Annotated in this window: 17 protein-coding genes and 2 pseudogenes; 3 read left to right on the top strand and 16 right to left on the bottom strand. The window is 61.3% G+C overall.

Features of this window, described 5'->3' with window-relative positions; genetic code table 11:
* Positions 1–455 precede the first annotated feature (455 nt).
* From ntrC to dusB, 3 genes are read right to left on the bottom strand one after another with little or no spacing between them, the layout of a single operon-like run.
* Complete coding sequence (gene ntrC / locus RlegSU303_RS10020) at positions 456–1907, bottom strand: nitrogen regulation protein NR(I) (RefSeq protein ID WP_017960308.1); 1452 nt, start codon at positions 1905–1907, stop codon at positions 456–458.
* Complete coding sequence (locus tag RlegSU303_RS10015) at positions 1904–3058, bottom strand: two-component system sensor histidine kinase NtrB (protein WP_072638582.1); 1155 nt, start codon at positions 3056–3058, stop codon at positions 1904–1906. Before RlegSU303_RS10015 ends, ntrC begins: the two co-directional genes overlap by 4 nt.
* Positions 3055–4071, bottom strand: a complete 1017-nt coding sequence (dusB, locus tag RlegSU303_RS10010) for a tRNA dihydrouridine synthase DusB (RefSeq protein ID WP_231283778.1) — start codon at positions 4069–4071, stop codon at positions 3055–3057. Before dusB ends, RlegSU303_RS10015 begins: the two co-directional genes overlap by 4 nt.
* Before the next feature lie 145 nt (positions 4072–4216).
* Here dusB and RlegSU303_RS10005 point away from each other — a divergent pair, with 145 nt between their 5' ends.
* Together RlegSU303_RS10005 and RlegSU303_RS10000 are read left to right on the top strand one after the other, a co-directional pair.
* Positions 4217–5434 (top strand): bifunctional 2-C-methyl-D-erythritol 4-phosphate cytidylyltransferase/2-C-methyl-D-erythritol 2,4-cyclodiphosphate synthase, encoded by a 1218-nt coding sequence (locus RlegSU303_RS10005; RefSeq protein WP_168279545.1) that lies wholly within the window; start codon positions 4217–4219, stop codon positions 5432–5434.
* Positions 5431–5934, top strand: coding sequence for a CinA family protein (locus RlegSU303_RS10000; RefSeq protein ID WP_206121115.1), 504 nt, complete (start codon positions 5431–5433; stop codon positions 5932–5934). Before RlegSU303_RS10005 ends, RlegSU303_RS10000 begins: the two co-directional genes overlap by 4 nt.
* Before the next feature lie 11 nt (positions 5935–5945).
* Here the strand turns inward: RlegSU303_RS10000 and RlegSU303_RS09995 are convergent, their stop codons facing one another.
* Entirely contained in the window at positions 5946–6401 is a 456-nt protein-coding gene (locus tag RlegSU303_RS09995) for a type II toxin-antitoxin system RatA family toxin (RefSeq protein WP_017993995.1), read from the bottom strand.
* A 9-nt stretch (positions 6402–6410) separates the two neighbouring features.
* Positions 6411–6788 (bottom strand): annotated as a pseudogene (locus RlegSU303_RS09990) (AAA family ATPase); the annotation flags it as partial.
* Positions 6789–7016: 228 nt separating this feature from the next.
* On the opposite strand from RlegSU303_RS09990, the gene RlegSU303_RS09985 reads away from it, so the two are divergent.
* Positions 7017–7679: a class I SAM-dependent methyltransferase gene (locus RlegSU303_RS09985; protein WP_231283777.1), complete on the top strand. Its 663-nt coding sequence runs from the start codon at positions 7017–7019 to the stop codon at positions 7677–7679.
* Between the two features lie 27 nt (positions 7680–7706).
* On the opposite strand, the pseudogene RlegSU303_RS09980 reads toward RlegSU303_RS09985, so the two are convergent.
* The 11 genes and pseudogenes from RlegSU303_RS09980 to RlegSU303_RS09930 form a co-directional block, all read right to left on the bottom strand.
* A pseudogene (locus RlegSU303_RS09980) lies at positions 7707–7826 on the bottom strand (AAA family ATPase); the annotation flags it as partial.
* Positions 7827–8075: 249 nt separating this feature from the next.
* A complete protein-coding gene (gene lipA / locus RlegSU303_RS09975) occupies positions 8076–9047 on the bottom strand; it encodes a lipoyl synthase (protein WP_003559117.1) in 972 nt (323 codons plus the stop codon).
* Between the two features lie 48 nt (positions 9048–9095).
* Positions 9096–9344, bottom strand: coding sequence for a GlsB/YeaQ/YmgE family stress response membrane protein (locus RlegSU303_RS09970; protein WP_003539331.1), 249 nt, complete (start codon positions 9342–9344; stop codon positions 9096–9098).
* 37 nt (positions 9345–9381) lie between these two features.
* A complete protein-coding gene (locus RlegSU303_RS09965) occupies positions 9382–9636 on the bottom strand; it encodes a GlsB/YeaQ/YmgE family stress response membrane protein (RefSeq protein WP_017960300.1) in 255 nt (84 codons plus the stop codon).
* A 75-nt stretch (positions 9637–9711) separates the two neighbouring features.
* Positions 9712–11178, bottom strand: coding sequence for a dihydrolipoyl dehydrogenase (gene lpdA / locus RlegSU303_RS09960; protein ID WP_017960299.1), 1467 nt, complete (start codon positions 11176–11178; stop codon positions 9712–9714).
* Between the two features lie 16 nt (positions 11179–11194).
* Positions 11195–11776: a GNAT family N-acetyltransferase gene (locus RlegSU303_RS09955; protein ID WP_017960298.1), complete on the bottom strand. Its 582-nt coding sequence runs from the start codon at positions 11774–11776 to the stop codon at positions 11195–11197.
* Between the two features lie 2 nt (positions 11777–11778).
* On the bottom strand, positions 11779–12420 hold the full coding sequence (locus tag RlegSU303_RS09950) for an SGNH/GDSL hydrolase family protein (RefSeq protein ID WP_017960297.1): 642 nt from the start codon (positions 12418–12420) through the stop codon (positions 11779–11781).
* 18 nt (positions 12421–12438) lie between these two features.
* A complete protein-coding gene (locus RlegSU303_RS09945; protein WP_151517948.1) occupies positions 12439–13803 on the bottom strand; it encodes a pyruvate dehydrogenase complex dihydrolipoamide acetyltransferase in 1365 nt (454 codons plus the stop codon).
* Between the two features lie 15 nt (positions 13804–13818).
* The gene (locus RlegSU303_RS09940; protein WP_168279543.1) at positions 13819–15204 is read right to left on the bottom strand and encodes a pyruvate dehydrogenase complex E1 component subunit beta; all 1386 of its coding nucleotides are present in this window, start codon (positions 15202–15204) and stop codon (positions 13819–13821) included.
* Between the two features lie 15 nt (positions 15205–15219).
* Positions 15220–16266, bottom strand: a complete 1047-nt coding sequence (gene pdhA, locus RlegSU303_RS09935; protein ID WP_017960294.1) for a pyruvate dehydrogenase (acetyl-transferring) E1 component subunit alpha — start codon at positions 16264–16266, stop codon at positions 15220–15222.
* A gap of 145 nt (positions 16267–16411) precedes the next feature.
* The gene (locus RlegSU303_RS09930; protein ID WP_017960293.1) at positions 16412–16732 is read right to left on the bottom strand and encodes an FtsB family cell division protein; all 321 of its coding nucleotides are present in this window, start codon (positions 16730–16732) and stop codon (positions 16412–16414) included.
* Positions 16733–16858: the final 126 nt, after the last annotated feature.

Raw genomic sequence — 16858 nt, 5'->3', positions numbered from 1 at the left:
CGCGTCAGCCCCGACCGTAAAGAAAAGGGCGCTCCACGACATCAGCCGGAGCGCCCGTGGCATGCAATCGACGACGTTTGCGGCGGAGGTCGACAGCAGCAACGGCAGAATGACGAGATTCGGAACGGATAGGCAACATGCGATTGGCATCTGCGACATTATCGCCCGCTGATTGATCCTGTCGTCCACCGGATATCCACAGCTCATCCACAGGCACGGCGACGATGATCGCAGCAACTTCAATGACATTCGCCTCTCGACAAAACACTCCTCACAAATGCTTATGTGACTGTCGAATGACACCGCATCTTTGTTTGTCTGCTTGGATATAAACCATGGCCTGGCTCAGATAGGCTCATCTCTCCTCCCGACCGTGGCGGCGGACGCCGGGAGGGGTGGGCGGTGGGCAAACATGAGGGCCCGCCGCCTTCTTTTTATCGCGCCCCCGAGCAGGCTCAGGCGGTGCGGGAACTCCTGTAGACCGAGACCCCAAGTTCCCTGATCTTCTTGCGCAAGGTGTTGCGGTTGAGACCGAGAAGATCGGCCGCCTTGATCTGGTTGCCGCGTGTCGCCGTCAGGGCGGCGAGGATCAGCGGATATTCCATTTCCGTCAGCACGCGATCATAGAGGCCGGGCGGCGGCAGATTGTCGCCGAAGCCTGCGAAATAGCTGCGCATGTTCTCTTCGACGGCTTGCGCGATCGTCATCGAGCCGCTGCGCATCGGCCCCTTGTCGATCGGGCTGTCGGGCACGTCGGAACGCAATTCAGCGTCGATGATCTCGCGGGTGATCACTTCCTGCGGATAGAGCGCCATCAGGCGGCGGATGAGGTTTTCCAGCTCGCGGACGTTGCCCGGCCAGGCATAGGCCTTCATCAGTTCGAGCGCTTCCTGATCGAAACGCTTGGAGCCAAGACCTTCCTTTTCGGCCTGCTGGATGAAATGGCGCACCAGATCGGGAATGTCCTCGGCGCGATCGCGCAGCGGCGGCAGGCGCAGCGGCACGACATTGAGGCGGTAATAGAGATCTTCGCGGAAGAGGCCCTGGTTGATCGCCTGCTTCAGGTCCTTGTTGGTGGCGGCAACGATGCGCACGTCGGTGCGGATCGGCGTGCGGCCGCCGACGGTGGTGTATTCGCCCTGCTGCAGGACGCGTAAGAGCCGCGTCTGGGCATCCATCGGCATGTCGCCGATCTCGTCGAGGAAGAGCGTGCCGCCTTCGGCCTGCTCGAAGCGGCCGGTCGAGCGGGTCTGCGCACCGGTGAAGGCGCCCTTCTCATGGCCGAAGAGTTCTGATTCGATCAGGTCGCGCGGGATCGCCGCCATGTTGATTGCGACGAACGGGCCGTTGCGGCGCTTGCCGTAATCATGCAGCGCGCGGGCGACGAGTTCCTTGCCGGTGCCGGATTCGCCGGTGATCATCAGCGTCAGGTCCGTCTGCATCAGGCGGGCGAGCACACGGTAGATTTCCTGCATCGCCGCCGACCGGCCGACGAGCGGCATGCCGTCCTGCATGTCGTCTTCGAGCTTGGCGGGCTTGCGCTTCGGCTCGGCCAGCGCACGGCCGATGATGCCGATCAGCTCGGTGAGGTCGAAGGGTTTCGGCAGATAATCGTAAGCGCCTTTCTCCGAGGCCTTGATGGCGGTCATGAAGGTGTTCTGGGCGCTCATGACGAGGACCGGCAGGTCGGGCCGCGCCTTCTTGATGCGCGGCAGCAGATCAAAGGCGTTCTCGTCGGGCATCACCACATCGGTGACGACCAGATCGCCCTCGCCTGCCGAAATCCAGCGCCAGAGGGTAGCGGCGTTGGAGGTGATGCGGACGTCATAGCCGGCGCGGCTCAAAGCCTGGTTGAGCACGGTCCGGATGGCCGCATCATCATCTGCAACGAGGATCGTGGCTGTCATCGAGAAGGTCCTGTCGAGCTTGCTATAGAGGCGTCTTCAAGCGAGGCGTCCTTCGACGCCGGCATGAGAACGCGGAATGTCGTGCGGCTGTTCTGGCTGTCGCATTCGATGATGCCGCCGTGATCGCCGATGATCTTAGCGACCAGCGCCAGGCCGAGGCCGCTGCCGTTCGGCTTGGTGGTGATGAAGGGATCGAAGAGATGCGGCAACAGATCGAGGGGGACGCCGGGGCCGTTGTCGTGGACGCAGAATTCCAGCGGCAGCGAGATCTTTTCGCGCGTGCCGGCGACCGAAAGACGGATGCCAGGGCGATAGGCCGTGGTCAGCATGATTTCGCCGTCCGGCCGATCGCCGACCGCTTCGGCGGCGTTCTTCACCAGATTGAGGAAGACCTGGACGAGCTGGTCGCGATTGGCATAGACGGCCGGCAGCGACGGATCGTAACTCTCGGTGACGCGGATGTTGCGGGCAAAACCCGCCTTGGCGACGGCCTTCACATGATCGAGGACGGAATGGATATTGACCGGCATGCGGTCGACAGGGCGTTCGTCGGAAAAGACTTCCATGCGGTCGACCAGCGAGACGATGCGATCGGTCTCGTCGCAGATCAGCCGGGTCAGCGCCCGATCGTCGTCGTCCGCAGATTGTTCGAGCAGCTGGGCAGCACCCCGGATGCCGGAGAGCGGATTCTTGATCTCATGCGCCAGCATCGAGGCAAGGCCGGTCACCGAGCGGGCGGCGGCGCGATGCGTCAGCTGTCGGTCGATCTTGTCGGCCATCGACCGTTCCTGAAAGACGATGACGACGGCGCCGGGCTCGCTGAGCACAGGGGCGACGTAGAGATCGACGAGCTTGTCCTGGCCGAGGCGGGGCGAACTCAGGTCGACGCGATATTCGTTGACCGGCGCCTTGCGCTCGCGCACCTGGTCGATCAGGGCGAGCAGCGGGCTGCCGAAGGGAATGAAGGTCGAGATGCGGTAACGCGCCAGATGCGAGGCGCTGGCGCCGAAGAAGGCCTCCGCCTCCCAATTGGCGAAAACGACGAAGCCGGATTCGTCGACCATGACGACGGGGTTCTGGATGGCGTTCAGCACGGCCATGGCGACGGTCCCGCCGGCATGATCGGACGGAGATGTCATATCCTTCATCATGCCGCCTCCCGGCTGTCGACAATATTCACAGCCAGCGCATCGTAAAGGCGCGCGGCCACTTCGCGCGGATCGCGCGAGGTCATGATCTCCGCCTTTTCAGCGCCTGACAGATCAGGCGCGAAACGCTGGAGATACCAGCCAAGGTGCTTGCGGGCGTGGCGGATCGCCACCGCTTCGCCGTAGAAATCCAGCATCATCCGGTAGTGCTCGACGGCGATCTCGGCGATCTCCGGGGATTGCGGTGGGGGCGCACCTGATATGACGCCGGCATGCCACGGCCTGCCCTGGCAGCCCCTGCCGATCATCACGGCATCGGCGCCGGATCGGCGCAATATTTCCTGCGCATCGCCCGCGGTTTCGACATCGCCGTTGGCGATCAGCGGAATGGAGATCACCTCGCGGACGGCGCGAATCGCATCCCAATCGGCGCGGCCTTCATAGAATTGCATGCGGGTGCGCCCATGAATGGTCACAAGCTGGATGCCGGCCGCCTCGGCGCGGCGGGCGATATCAGGCGCGTTGATCGAATTCTCATCCCAGCCAAGGCGCATCTTCAGCGTCACCGGAATGTCGACCGCCTTGACCGTCGCCTCGATGAGGCCGAGCGCGTGATCGGGATCACGCATCAGCGCAGAACCCGAATAACCGCCGATAACCTTCTTTGCTGGGCAACCCATGTTGATGTCGATGATATCGGCGCCGTGATCGGCGGCGATCTTGGCCGCCTCCGCCATCCAGTGCGCCTCGCGCCCGGCAAGCTGCACCATATGCGGCCGGAAGCCCGCAGCACTGAGCCGCGACCAGGATTCGGCCGTGTCATTGACCAGTTCGCGGCTCGCCACCATCTCGGTGACGACGAGGCCGGCGCCGAAGCGCCATGCAAGCTCGCGGAAGGGCATATCCGTGACGCCGGACATCGGCGCCAGCACAGCGCGGTTCCGCACGGACACGGGTCCGATTCGAAAAGGCGCTGCGAGGTCCTGGGAAATCAAATGATTATCTTTCGGGCACACAATAGAACTGCATTATTTTTAGCCATTATTCCCTGACTTGCCAAGGGGGCTGAGAGGGGAATTGATATTTTTCGGGCAGATGCTGGAAAAGGCCAAAGCAAGACGTTAGAGCACTCGGGTCAATTCCGCATATTTTAGGGGATTTATGCTGCAAATGCCTTCTAAGCAACCGATATCCGCTGGAATTGTCATCGTGGCGGCTGGCCGCGGCGAGCGCGCAGGATCCTCCAAGGAAGGCCCCAAGCAGTATCGCATGATCGGCGGCAAGCCGGTTATCGTGCATACGCTTGAAAACTTCATGACATGGGAAGCAGCAACTGAGATCGTCGTCGTCATTCATCCCGATGACGAGGCGCTGTATGCGAGAGCCTTCCGCCATATCATCTCGGCAACGCCGATCGAAACGGTGCATGGGGGCACCACAAGGCAGCAATCCGTGCTTGCCGGCCTCAGATACCTCAAGGACAAGCAAATCAGCCATGTTCTGATCCACGATGCCGTGCGGCCGTTCTTCGATCATGCGCTTCTGGACCGCATCGCCAAGAGCCTTGACGCCGGCGCACAGGCGGTGCTGCCGGCGATCCCGGTCACCGATACGCTGAAACGCGCCGACAGCGCCGGCACAGTGCTGACAACGGTTTCACGCGAGCATCTCTACGCGGCGCAGACGCCGCAATCTTTCGCCTTCGAAACGATCCTCGAGGCGCATGAGAAGGCGGCCGCAAGCGGACGAAGCGATTTCACCGACGATGCCTCGATCGCCGAATGGCTAGGCATTCCGGTGACGATCGTCGAGGGCACGGCCGACAACGTCAAGCTGACAGTCAAAGACGATATCGCCATGGCCGACGGCAAGCTGTCGTCTTCGCTGCTCCCTGACGTGCGCACCGGCAACGGCTACGACGTACACCAACTCGTAGCGGGCGATGGCGTGACGCTCTGCGGCGTGTTCATTCCGCATGACCAGAAGCTGAAAGGTCACTCGGATGCCGACGTTGCGCTGCATGCGCTGACGGACGCGCTGCTCGCCACCTGCGGCGCCGGCGATATCGGCGATCATTTCCCGCCATCCGACCCGCAATGGAAGGGGGCAGCCTCGCGAATCTTCATCGAGCATGCCGCCCGGATCGTGCGCGAGCGCGGCGGCACGATCATGAATGCCGACGTCTCGCTGATCGCCGAGGCGCCAAAGGTCGGCCCACATCGCGACGCCATGCGGGCGAAACTATCGGACTATCTCGGCATCGATATCGAGCGTTGCTCGGTCAAGGCGACGACCAACGAGACGATCGGCTTCGTCGGCCGGCGTGAAGGCATCGCGGCGATCGCCACGGCGACCGTCGTCTATCGCGGAAGGAAATGATGAGCCTTTTTCCTCAGGATATCGTTTCGACGGCGGAGACGATCATCCGCGACTTCACGGCTGCAGGGCTGATGGTCTCGACCGCCGAATCCTGCACCGGTGGGCTGATCGCCGGGGCGCTGACGGAGATTTCGGGTTCGTCCGCCGTCGTCGACCGCGGCTTCGTCACCTATACGAATAGCGCAAAGATGGAGATGCTCGGCGTGCAGGCGGAAACGCTTTCGCGTTTCGGGGCGGTTTCCGAGGAAACGGCGCGGCAGATGGTGCATGGCGCCCTCTTCCGCTCACGCGCCGAGATCGCCGTTGCCGTCACCGGCATTGCCGGCCCCGGCGGCGGATCGGCGGAAAAACCGGTCGGCCTCGTGCATCTCGCCGCCAAGTCGCGCGCCGGCACGCTCATCCATCGGAAAATGCTCTATGGCGATATCGGCCGCAGCGAGGTTCGACTGGCAACGATCAGGACGGCGCTGGAGATGGTGCGCTCGCTCCTTGCTGCCTGAGGCGGGTTCGCTCATCGGGCCGGCGTGTAGATCCTGTTTGCGCGCGTCTCGAAGGCTTCGGTGAACATGCGGAAGGCGCGGTCGAACATCGAGCCCATCAACGCGCCTAGGATGCGGCTCTTGAACTCGTAGTCGATGAAGAAATCGACGGTGCAGCCGCCAGATGGCGTCTCGGCAAAGTGCCAGCGATTGTCGAGATATTTGAACGGGCCATCGATATATTTGACCTCGATGACGTGTTCGGCCCGGTTCAGCAGCACCTGCGTCGTGAAGGTCTCGCGGATCGCCTTGTAGCCGACCGTCATGTCGGCGACGAGCAGGATCTTGCCGTCGCGCTCCTTGCGGCTCCTGATGGCGAGCGCTTCGCAGAGCGGCAGGAATTCCGGATAACGCTCGACATCGGCGACGAGATCGAACATCTGCTCGGGCGTGTGCGGGACGGGACGGTGCGTTTCGAATTGCGGCATAGGCGGCACTTAAGCGGGCCGGCCGAGAAGATCAAGAAGCTCGCGCATCTGGGCCTGGGATTTTAGCTGAAGAACCGGTACTTCGGGGCCATGTGCGGCGATGCCCGCGACGAGTCGCGGCGCGAATTTCTCCTCGAAGGTCCAGATGAAGCGGAGGAATTCCCAATCGACCTTCTCGATACTGCCCGGCGCCATTTCGGGACGAGTGCGGCCGAGCCATTTCGCCCACCGGCTGATTGCGCCCCAGATGCAGACAAGCCGCGGCATGCGGACCCAGACGACGAAATCAGTGCGCGGCAACCGAATGTCCAAGGAAGACGGGTTCGTGCCGTCCATGATCCAACGTTCTTCGAGGATCCGGATGGCGATGATATTTTCGAAGCTGACCACGCAACATGCCGTATCAAATATGATCCGAAGGCTGTTGCGTCTCACTCGCCATGGTGAGCAAATAGAAATAAAATGAGTATCCTATACAATGCTCTTTATATGCCGTCTATACTCAATTTATTGAAATAGTATAATTATACATACTCTAGAACCCGTATAATAATATCGCTTGCCTGCCCAATATTCACAACATATACATTGCCGAAAATTATAGGTGTGGCACGAATGAGCTTCCTGACAGAGCATTTTATCAGAAACGCACAAGATATACTTTCGGCCGGGAGCATACCGTTAGACTCGAAATTTTTACAGGCTGAGTTTTTGTCCGACCACCGATTGAGGAGCCGGCAATTCCTCTGTGATCTGTTCCCCAAGGGTGGTGTCGGCGCAGAGTTTGGCGTGTTCACCGGATTGTTCTCGACCATTCTGCTTGACCGGGCCAAACCGAAGTCCGCCTATTTCGTCGACCCTTGGTGGTTGATTTTCGGAAATTTTTATCCGGACTGGGGCATCTATACCGCCAATGGCCGGCTATCGACGAGCCGCGCCCACCATGTGGCCTCGCGACGTATCAAAAGGTCTGCGCAAGGCGCAAACGTATCGGTCCATGTCGACTATTCCGTGCCTTTCCTTGAGCAACTTCCTGACGACCATCTCGACTGGGTCTATCTGGATTCTTCGCACTCCTATGATGGCACGGCCGAGGAGCTCAAAGTGCTGCGGCGTAAAGTCAAATCGAGCGGTATCATCGCCGGCGACGATTGGCATGACGCTCTCGATCATACCCATAGCGGCGTCGCGGTCGCCGTTCGCGAAGCAGTCGGCGCTGGCGCGTTCGAGATGATCGGCAGCTACCCCGCGCTGCAATGGGCGATCCGCCGGCCCTGAGCTACATTGCAGTTGCATTTTTGATTTGATGGAGACGTAGCGAAGGCCGCTCGCTCGCGGGAGCCGCTTTGCAAGCGTGCTCTTGCCGCTGCCGGGACAGCCGCTCGCCAGGATACGGTCGGCTTCGTGTAGCGCGCAAAATCGAATGGCAACAGAAACTCAATTCTATGGCTGCTGAAACGGAGTGTTGATCCAGCCTTAAACGGGAGCCGGTCTTCATTGATGAGCGGGTAGTGGGATAACTAGAGTTCCGGGATTTGGGCCATCTTCCGGCGACTCTTGCGGGTTACACTTCGACCAGAGCCGTGAGATCCTGATAAGACATCCCCATCGACTGCCCAAAGAAAAACCGCGGCGAAAATCGCCGCGGCCGACACAAAAAGCAAATGCCGGCTCTTACTCGGCCGCCATCAATAGCTTCTTCTCGCGCGCCGCTCTTAGCCGGGCAAAGTCGTCGCCGGCATGGTGAGAAGAGCGTGTCAACGGGCTCGAGGCGACCATCAGGAAGCCCTTGCTGTAGGCGACGGTCTCGTAGGACTTGAACTCGTCGGGTGTGACGAAGCTTTCGACCTTGTGGTGCTTGCGGGTCGGCTGCAGGTACTGGCCGATCGTCAGGAAGTCGACATCGGCGGTGCGCAGATCGTCCATCAGCTGCAGGACTTCGTTTCGCTCTTCGCCGAGACCGACCATGATGCCCGATTTGGTGAACATGGTGGGATCGAGTTCCTTCACCCGCTGCAGCAAGCGAACGGAATGGAAGTAACGGGCGCCGGGGCGAACGGTCAGATAGTTGCCGGGCACCGTTTCCATATTGTGGTTGAAAACGTCGGGCTTGGCGGCGACGACGCGTTCCAGCGCACCCGGCTTCTTCAGGAAGTCGGGCGTCAGGATCTCGATCGTCGTCATCGGTGAGGCCGCACGGATTGCCCAGATCACCTTTTCGAAGTGTTCGGCGCCGCCGTCCTCCAGGTCGTCACGGTCGACCGAGGTGATGACGACGTGGGATAGGCCCATCTCCTTGACCGCCTTGGCGACGTTCTCGGGCTCGGCCATGTCGAGCGCATTCGGCTTGCCGGTGGCGACATTGCAGAAGGCGCAGGCGCGGGTACAGATTTCGCCCATGATCATGAAGGTCGCGTGCTTCTTGTCCCAGCACTCGCCGATATTCGGGCAGCCGGCCTCCTCGCAGACGGTGACGAGCTTGTGCTCCTTCACGATCGCGCGCGTCTCGGCATAACCCTTGGAGGTCGGCGCCTTGACGCGAATCCAGTCCGGCTTGCGCATGACTTCCGTATCAGGCCGATGCGCCTTCTCCGGATGCCGCACGCGCTTGGCGTCGGGATTGATCGTATCGAGGATAGTCACCATTGCAGTTTCAGCTTTCTACCGCCCCTATGCGGCAAATCTCATTCGGATCTAGCGCCGCACCAGCCGCGCAAGGAATATCAACAAGCAGGCGCCGAGGAAACCCGTCACGAAATAGCCGAGCCGCCCGCCGACCACCTCGAGATGAAACTGCGCGAGGATGGCGCTTGCGACGACCGAGCCGACAATGCCGAGCACGATATTCAGGAAAATCCCGTATCGCGCTTCCATCAGCTTGCCAGCGAGCCAGCCCGCAAGCCCGCCGATGATGATTGCCGAAATCCAGCCGACGCTTTCCATGCCTTCCCCTACCCTCAAGTTGGCCCTCAGTTACGCTTCAAGCGACCGCTCTCGCGATCAGAACCACGATGATGGCGCCGACGGTGGCGTGGATGATCTGCACCACCAGCGCGTTTTCAATGCCCAGCGAAATGCCGAGCGTGCTGAACAGATAGCCGCCGACGAAGGCGCCGATGATGCCGCTCAGCAGGCATCTTATCAGCCCGCCGCCACCGACGACCAGGCTTGCAAGGAAGCCTGCAACCAGGCCGATCAGCAAAAACACCAGCAACGCCTGCGTCTCCATAGACATGATGATTTCCTTTCGTTTTTTCCACCCCTGGGGATGGCTTTGCCACCCCGGGATAAAGGGCAGCTTCGGAAATTCTCAAGCGTTCAGCACACGGCCGTAAGCATCGAGCACCGCTTCCTTCATCGTTTCGGACACAGTCGGATGCGGGAAGATCGTGTGCATCAGCTCTTCCTCGGTCGTTTCGAGGTTCATCGCGACGACGAAGCCCTGAATGAGCTCGGTGACTTCGGCGCCGACCATGTGGGCGCCGAGCAGTTCGCCGGTCTTCTTGTCGAAGATCACCTTCACCATGCCCTGGTCTTCGCCGAGCGCGATCGCCTTGCCGTTTGCAGCGAAGGAGAAGCGGCCAACGCGGATGTCGCGGCCCAGTTCCTTGGCTTTGGCTTCGGTGATGCCGACGGAGGCGACCTGCGGATTGCAATAGGTGCAGCCCGGGACCTTGCCCTTGTCGGTCGGATGGACATTCGGCAGGCCTGCAATCTTTTCGACGCAGACGACGCCCTCATGTTCTGCCTTGTGCGCCAGCATCGGCGGGCCGGCGACATCGCCGATCGCATAGATGCCGGCGATATTGGTCTTGCCGTAGCCGTCGATGACGACGCAGCCGCGGTCGGTCTTAACGCCGAGCGCCTCGAGACCGAGGTTTTCGATATTGCCCTGAACGCCGACGGCCGAAATCAGCCGGTCGGCAGTGATCTGCTGCACCTTGCCATCGGCCGTCTCGACATGGGCGGTAACGCTGTTCGTGGCCTTGTCGACCTTCGAGACCTTGGCGCTGGTGAAGATCTTGAGGCCGCGCTTTTCAAGCTGCTTGCGGGCGATCGCCGTTATCTCGGCATCCTCGACCGGCATGATGGTCGGCATGACCTCGACGACGGTCACATCGACGCCCATCGAGCGATAGAAGCTGGCGAATTCGATGCCGATCGCGCCGGAGCCCATGACGATCAGCGACTTCGGCAGCACGTCCGGCTTCAGCGCCTCGAAATAGGTCCAGATCAGCTTGCCATCCGGCTCGATGCCGGGCAGCGCGCGCGGGCGGGCGCCGGTAGCAATGATGATATGCTTGGCGGTATAAGTGCCCTCGCCGCTCTTGACGTTCTTCGGCAGCGGATGCTGCGGCTCGACGACCGGCTTCGACGACTTGCCGACGACGATCTCGCCCGCCTGGGTCCCGGTCGAAGCCTTGGTGATCTTCGCTTCGCCCCAGATGATGTCGATCTTGTTCTTCTTCATCAGGAAGCCGACGCCGGCATTCAGACGGGCGGAGACGGCGCGCGAGCGGCCGACGACGGCTTTGGCATCCGGCTTGACCGTGCCTTCGAGAACGAGGCCGTAATCCTTGAAGTGATTGGAGTGGTCTAGTATCTCGGCCGAGCGCAGCAGCGCCTTGGTCGGGATGCAGCCCCAGTTCAGGCAGATGCCGCCCATATGCTCGCGCTCGACGATCGCAGTCTTGAGGCCGAGCTGGCTGGCGCGGATGGCGGCGACATAGCCGCCGGGGCCGGAGCCGATAATGATGACGTCGTAGGATTCAGCCATGTGTTTCCTGCCTTTGTTACGCTGCGCTGCGGGTCATGAGCACCCACGCATGTCTCTTGCTGTTTTCGAAGAGCGGCACGGCATCGGCGCGCGCAGCCTCCAGGAATCCGTTTCTTCCATAAAGCGACAAAGCCGCTTCGTTGTCGCTGGCGGTGATCAGGCTGACGGGCCGCCGATCCGCCCTGTCGATCTGATCGTCGAGCAGCCTCTGTCCGATGCCGATGCCGCGCAGATGGCGATAGACGCCGAGACTGCCGATGAACCAGCTTCCGACCACCGCCTTCTGCAAGGCAAGCATCGGTGCGGTCGCCGGAACCGTCGCCTCGATATCGCCTATCCCCTCACCCAGCGCATGGCCGATCGCCACACCCGCGACCTCGCCATAGGCCTCGGCAATGACGGCATCCCGCCAGCCGCCGACAGCCTCCTCCTCGCCCATCTTCAGCCGGCCCAGCTCCAGCGGCGTGTCACTCACGCCGTTTTTCACACCGGCAAACCAGAGCCAGGAGGCAAAACCGCGCGATGCGATATCCGCCAGAATCGCCAACTCCGAAGCATCCCGCCGTGAGGCCTGCCGGAGGGCGATGAAGGAGGTCATGCTCAGATCCCCAGCATCATCCGCACGATCGATTCCAGCCCGCGCCCAAGCGCACGCGTATTCTCCGCATCGAGGTGAATGCCGTCGATCGGTGTGGTCTTGGCGACGGAATTGCCGTCGAAGAAGCCACAACCGAGTTCGTCGGCAAGATCACGATAAAGCGTTGCAAGTTTTGCCGATTCCTCGATGCCGCCGGGAAACGATGCGGCGAAGGGCACATTGCCCGTCGCGCGGATCGCCGGCGGCGCCACGATCAGAATCTCCGGCCCATCGAATTCGAAGGGCCAGGCATGATTGCGGATCAGCCGCACGAGCCGGCTGATGCCCTGGCATGCGGCAAAAGCCGAGCCTGCCACGACCGGCTTCATGTCATTGGTGCCGAGCAGAAGGATGACGAGGTCGAGCGGTGCATGTGTCTGCAAAATCGTCGGCAGGATGCGCGCACCGTTGCGGTCGCAATCGGCGAGATGGTCGTCGAAAGCGGTGGTGCGCCCGTTCAAGCCTTCGGCGATGATACGCGCGTCACCGCCGAGCGCTGCCTGAAGCATGCTCGGCCAGCGATTCTTGTAATCATGACGGCCGATCGTCTCGGCGTCATAACCCCAGGTCAGCGAGTCACCATAGCAAAGAACGGTCTTGGTCATTTCCGCCTCGTGCCGCTATCAGACCAGCATGCCCATCGGGTTCTCGATGTAGCCCTTGAAGGCCTGGAGCAGTTCGGCGCCGAGCGCGCCATCGACGCAGCGATGGTCGGTCGAGAGCGTGACCGACATCACGGTGGCAATCGCCATTTCACCCTTCTTGACGACGACCCGCTGTTCGCCGGCGCCGACCGCGAGGATCGTCGCATGCGGCGGGTTGATGACGGCTGAAAACACCTTGACGCCCATCATGCCCATGTTCGAGACGGAACTGGTGCCGCCCTGATACTCCTCGGGCTTCAGCTTGCGGTCCTTGGCGCGCTTGCCGAGATCGCGCATCTCGTTGGAGATCACCGACAGCGTCTTTTGCTCGGCCTTGCGGATGATCGGCGTGATCAGGCCGCCGGGGATCGAGACCGCGACGCCGACATCGGCATGCTTGTGCTTGACCATGTTGTTGTCGGTCCAGGAGACGTTGGCATCCGGAACGTCGCGCAGCGACAGCGCCATGGCCTTGATGACCATGTCGTTGACCGAGAGCTTGTAGGCCGGAGCGCCGCCATCCTTGCGCGGGGCCGCATCGTTGAGCTGGGCGCGCAGCGCCAGCAGCGCATCGAGCTCGCAATCGACGCTGACGTAGAAATGCGGGATCGTCTGCTTGGATTCGACCAGACGCTTGGCAATCGTCTTGCGCATGCCGTCATGCGGCACGAGCTCGTAGGAGCCCGGTTCGAAGAGCTTGAGCACGGCCTCCTCGGAAGCGCCCTTCGGTGCAGCAGCGGCCGACGCCGGCGCGGCAGCCTGCGGGGTGGCAGCGGGTGCAGGCGCAGCGGCAGCCTTGGCGCCACCGCCGGCAACGGCCGCCTCGATGTCGCTCTTGACGACGCGACCGTGCGGGCCGGAGCCTGCGACAGCCGAAAGGTCGATACCGGCTTCCTTGGCCAGACGGCGGGCAAGCGGCGAAGAGAAGGTGCGGTTGCCATCAGCCGAAACCGATGCGGGTATAGCGGCGGGTGCGGGTGCTGCAGCCGGAGCGGACTGGGCCGGAGCCGGGGCAGCCTCGGCCTTCGGCGCGGCCGCACCGTCTGCCTTCGGCGCTGGGGCGGCGGAACCCGCACCACTTGCGGCAGCGGAGACATCCTCGCCATCGGCGGCGAGAACCGCGATCAGCGCATTGACCTTGACGCCTTCGGTGCCGGCCGCAACGACGAGCTTGGCAACCGTGCCTTCATCGACGGCTTCGACTTCCATTGTCGCCTTGTCGGTCTCGATCTCGGCGATCACATCGCCGGACTTGACCTTGTCGCCTTCCTTGACCAGCCATTTCGAAAGGTTGCCTTCCTCCATGGTCGGAGAGAGGGCGGGCATCGTGATATTGATCGGCATCGAAACACCCTCCCCTTATTTGTAGCAAACAGCCTTCACCGCATCGACCACTTCGCCGACGTTCGGAAGAGCGAGCTTTTCGAGATTGGCGGCGTAAGGCATCGGAACGTCCTTGCCTGCGATCGTCAGGATCGGCGCATCGAGATAGTCGAAGGCCTGCTGCATGACGCGGGTGGCGATTTCGGTGCCGACGGAGGACTGCGGATAACCTTCCTCGACGGTGACCAGACGGCCGGTCTTCTTCACCGATTCGATCACGGTCGGCAGGTCCATCGGGCGGATGGTGCGAAGGTCGATCAGTTCGACGTCGATGCCGAGCTTCTCGAGTTCGGCGACAGCCTTGGTAGCATAGCTCATGCCGATGCCGAAGGAGACGACCGTGACGTCCTTGCCCGGACGATGGATGCGCGCCTTGCCGATCGGCAGGACGAAATTGTCGAGCTTAGGCACATCGAAGTGCTGGCCGTAGAGAATTTCGTTTTCGAGGAAGATGACCGGGTTCGGATCGCGGATCGCAGCCTTCAGCAGGCCCTTGGCATCGGATGCCGTGTAGGGCATGACGACCTTCAGACCGGGGATGGCGCTATACCAGGCTGCATAATCCTGGCTGTGCTGGGCGCCGACGCGAGCCGCAGCACCATTCGGGCCGCGGAAGACGATCGGAGCGCCCATCTGGCCGCCGGACATGTAAAGCGTCTTGGCGGCAGAATTGATGATCTGGTCGATCGCCTGCATGGCGAAGTTGAAGGTCATGAATTCGACGATCGGGCGAAGGCCGGCCATGGCGGCACCGACGCCGACGCCGGCAAAGCCATGCTCGGTGATCGGCGTATCGACGACGCGGCGGGGGCCGAACTCCTGCAGCAGCCCCTGCGTGACCTTGTAGGCGCCCTGATATTCGGCGACTTCCTCGCCCATGACGAAGACGTCTTCATTGGCGCGCATTTCCTCGGCCATGGCGTCGCGAAGCGCTTCGCGCACGGTCGTTGACACCATTTCGGTGCCGGCCGGGATTTCGGGGTCGTTCGGAACGACGGCCTTCGGCTCCGCCGGAAGCGGTGCGGAGGCAGAACCGGTGTTGGTCGGCTTCTCTTCCTGGGCAACTTCCGGAGCTGGTGCGGCGGCCGGCTTGGCGGCGGAAAGATCCGCGGCCGATTCGCCGTCCTGCAGCAGCACGGCGATCTTGGTGTTGACCTTGACACCTTCCGTGCCGGCATCGACGAGCAGCTTGCCGATGATCCCTTCATCGACGGCTTCGACTTCCATCGTCGCCTTGTCGGTTTCGATTTCGGCAATCACGTCGCCGGAGGTGACCTTGTCACCTTCCTGCTTCAGCCATTTGGACAGTGTGCCTTCTTCCATGGTCGGAGAGAGGGCGGGCATGAGGATATCGATAGGCATGGGTTCCCTCCCCGATTAGAGCAGAATGTCGGTATAGAGCTCGGATGCATCCGGCTCCGGATCGGCCTGGGCGAAATCGGCGCTGTCGGCGACGATGTCGCGGACATCCTTGTCGATCGCCTTCAGATCGTCTTCGGAAGCCCAGCCCTTTTCGACGAGGCGCGCCTTCACCTGTTCGATCGGGTCGTGATCGGAGCGCATCTTCTGCACTTCGTCCTTGGAGCGATACTTCGCCGGGTCGGACATCGAGTGACCGCGATAACGATAGGTCAGCATTTCGAGAATGATCGGGCCCTTGCCGGAACGGCAATGTTCGAGCGCCTCGTCGGCCGCCGCCTTGACGGCGCGGACGTCCATGCCATCGACCTGAATGCCGGGGATGCCGAAGCCGGATCCGCGAAGCGAGTAGTTCGACTGCGCGGTGGCGCGGGCGGTCGAGGTGCCCATGGCGTAACGGTTGTTCTCGACGATATAGACGATCGGCAGCTTCCAGAGAGCAGCCATGTTGAAGCTCTCGTAGACCTGGCCCTGGTTGGCAGCGCCGTCGCCGAAATAGGCGATGGAGACATTGTCATTGCCGCGGTAGCGGTTGGCAAAGGCAAGACCCGTTCCGAGCGAGACCTGGGCACCGACGATGCCGTGACCGCCGTAGAAATGCTTCTCTTTCGAGAACATGTGCATCGAGCCGCCCTTGCCGTGGGAATAGCCGCTGCGACGCCCGGTCAGTTCCGCCATGACGCCGCGGGCTTCCATGCCGGTTGCCAGCATGTGGCCGTGGTCGCGATAGGCGGTGATGACCTGGTCGCCTTCCTTCTGCGCCATCTGCATGCCGACGACGACAGCTTCCTGACCGATGTAGAGGTGACAAAAGCCGCCGATGAAGCCCATGCCGTAAAGCTGGCCGGCCTTCTCCTCGAAGCGGCGGATCAACAGCATCTCGCGATAAGCCTTCAGCTCTTCATCGCGATCGAAGTCGGCTACCGGGCCTCCATTCGATGCTTTGGCTGCCGGTTTTGCTGCAGTTTTGCGGCTGGAAACGGTCGCGGTCTTTCGCGGCGCCATTCAACCCTCCCTATGGGTTTGTCGTTTCTTGGTGGCGCGTACCATAGGGAAGAAATATGACCACAGCAATGCCATAATTGCATGGCTCGTATTCGGTGCTAAATTATTGGAAAAACTATGAAAATTCCAATTAACCTGTTTCCGGTTAATTGGAATAGTGGTTGAATACGACGATCTCGTCGGCGCGCGACATATTGAGCTGATAGCGCGCTTTTTCGTCCAGCATATCCTTGTCGAGCGAGCCATCACTCAAGAGCGCGACCTGATTTTCCAGATGTTCGCGCTTTGCCTTCAGGACGGCAAGCTCTTTTTCACGCGCGACACGCTGACGCTCGAACGTCTCCGTCGCGCGCAGGCCGTAATCGCCATGAATGCAATGATAACCGAAGTAGGAAAGGAAGGCGACCGTCATGGCCGGAATGACGAAGCGACCGATTCTTCTCTTCTTATGATGCTTTGTCCACATACACGCATGCTCTTGAACGCATTACCAATTCGTTCAATCTAGCGCGCAGAGATTAACCGTTCGTTGACTCTAAAAAACGGGCAATAAAAAACCCGCGCCGGGAAGGCGCGGGTCAAGCGTTGAAGA

It is taken from the genome of Rhizobium sp. SU303, from assembly GCF_021052345.1.
In the GTDB taxonomy this organism is placed as follows: Bacteria; Pseudomonadota; Alphaproteobacteria; order Rhizobiales; family Rhizobiaceae; genus Rhizobium; species Rhizobium laguerreae.
This window is presented reverse-complemented; position numbering and strand designations above follow the sequence as displayed.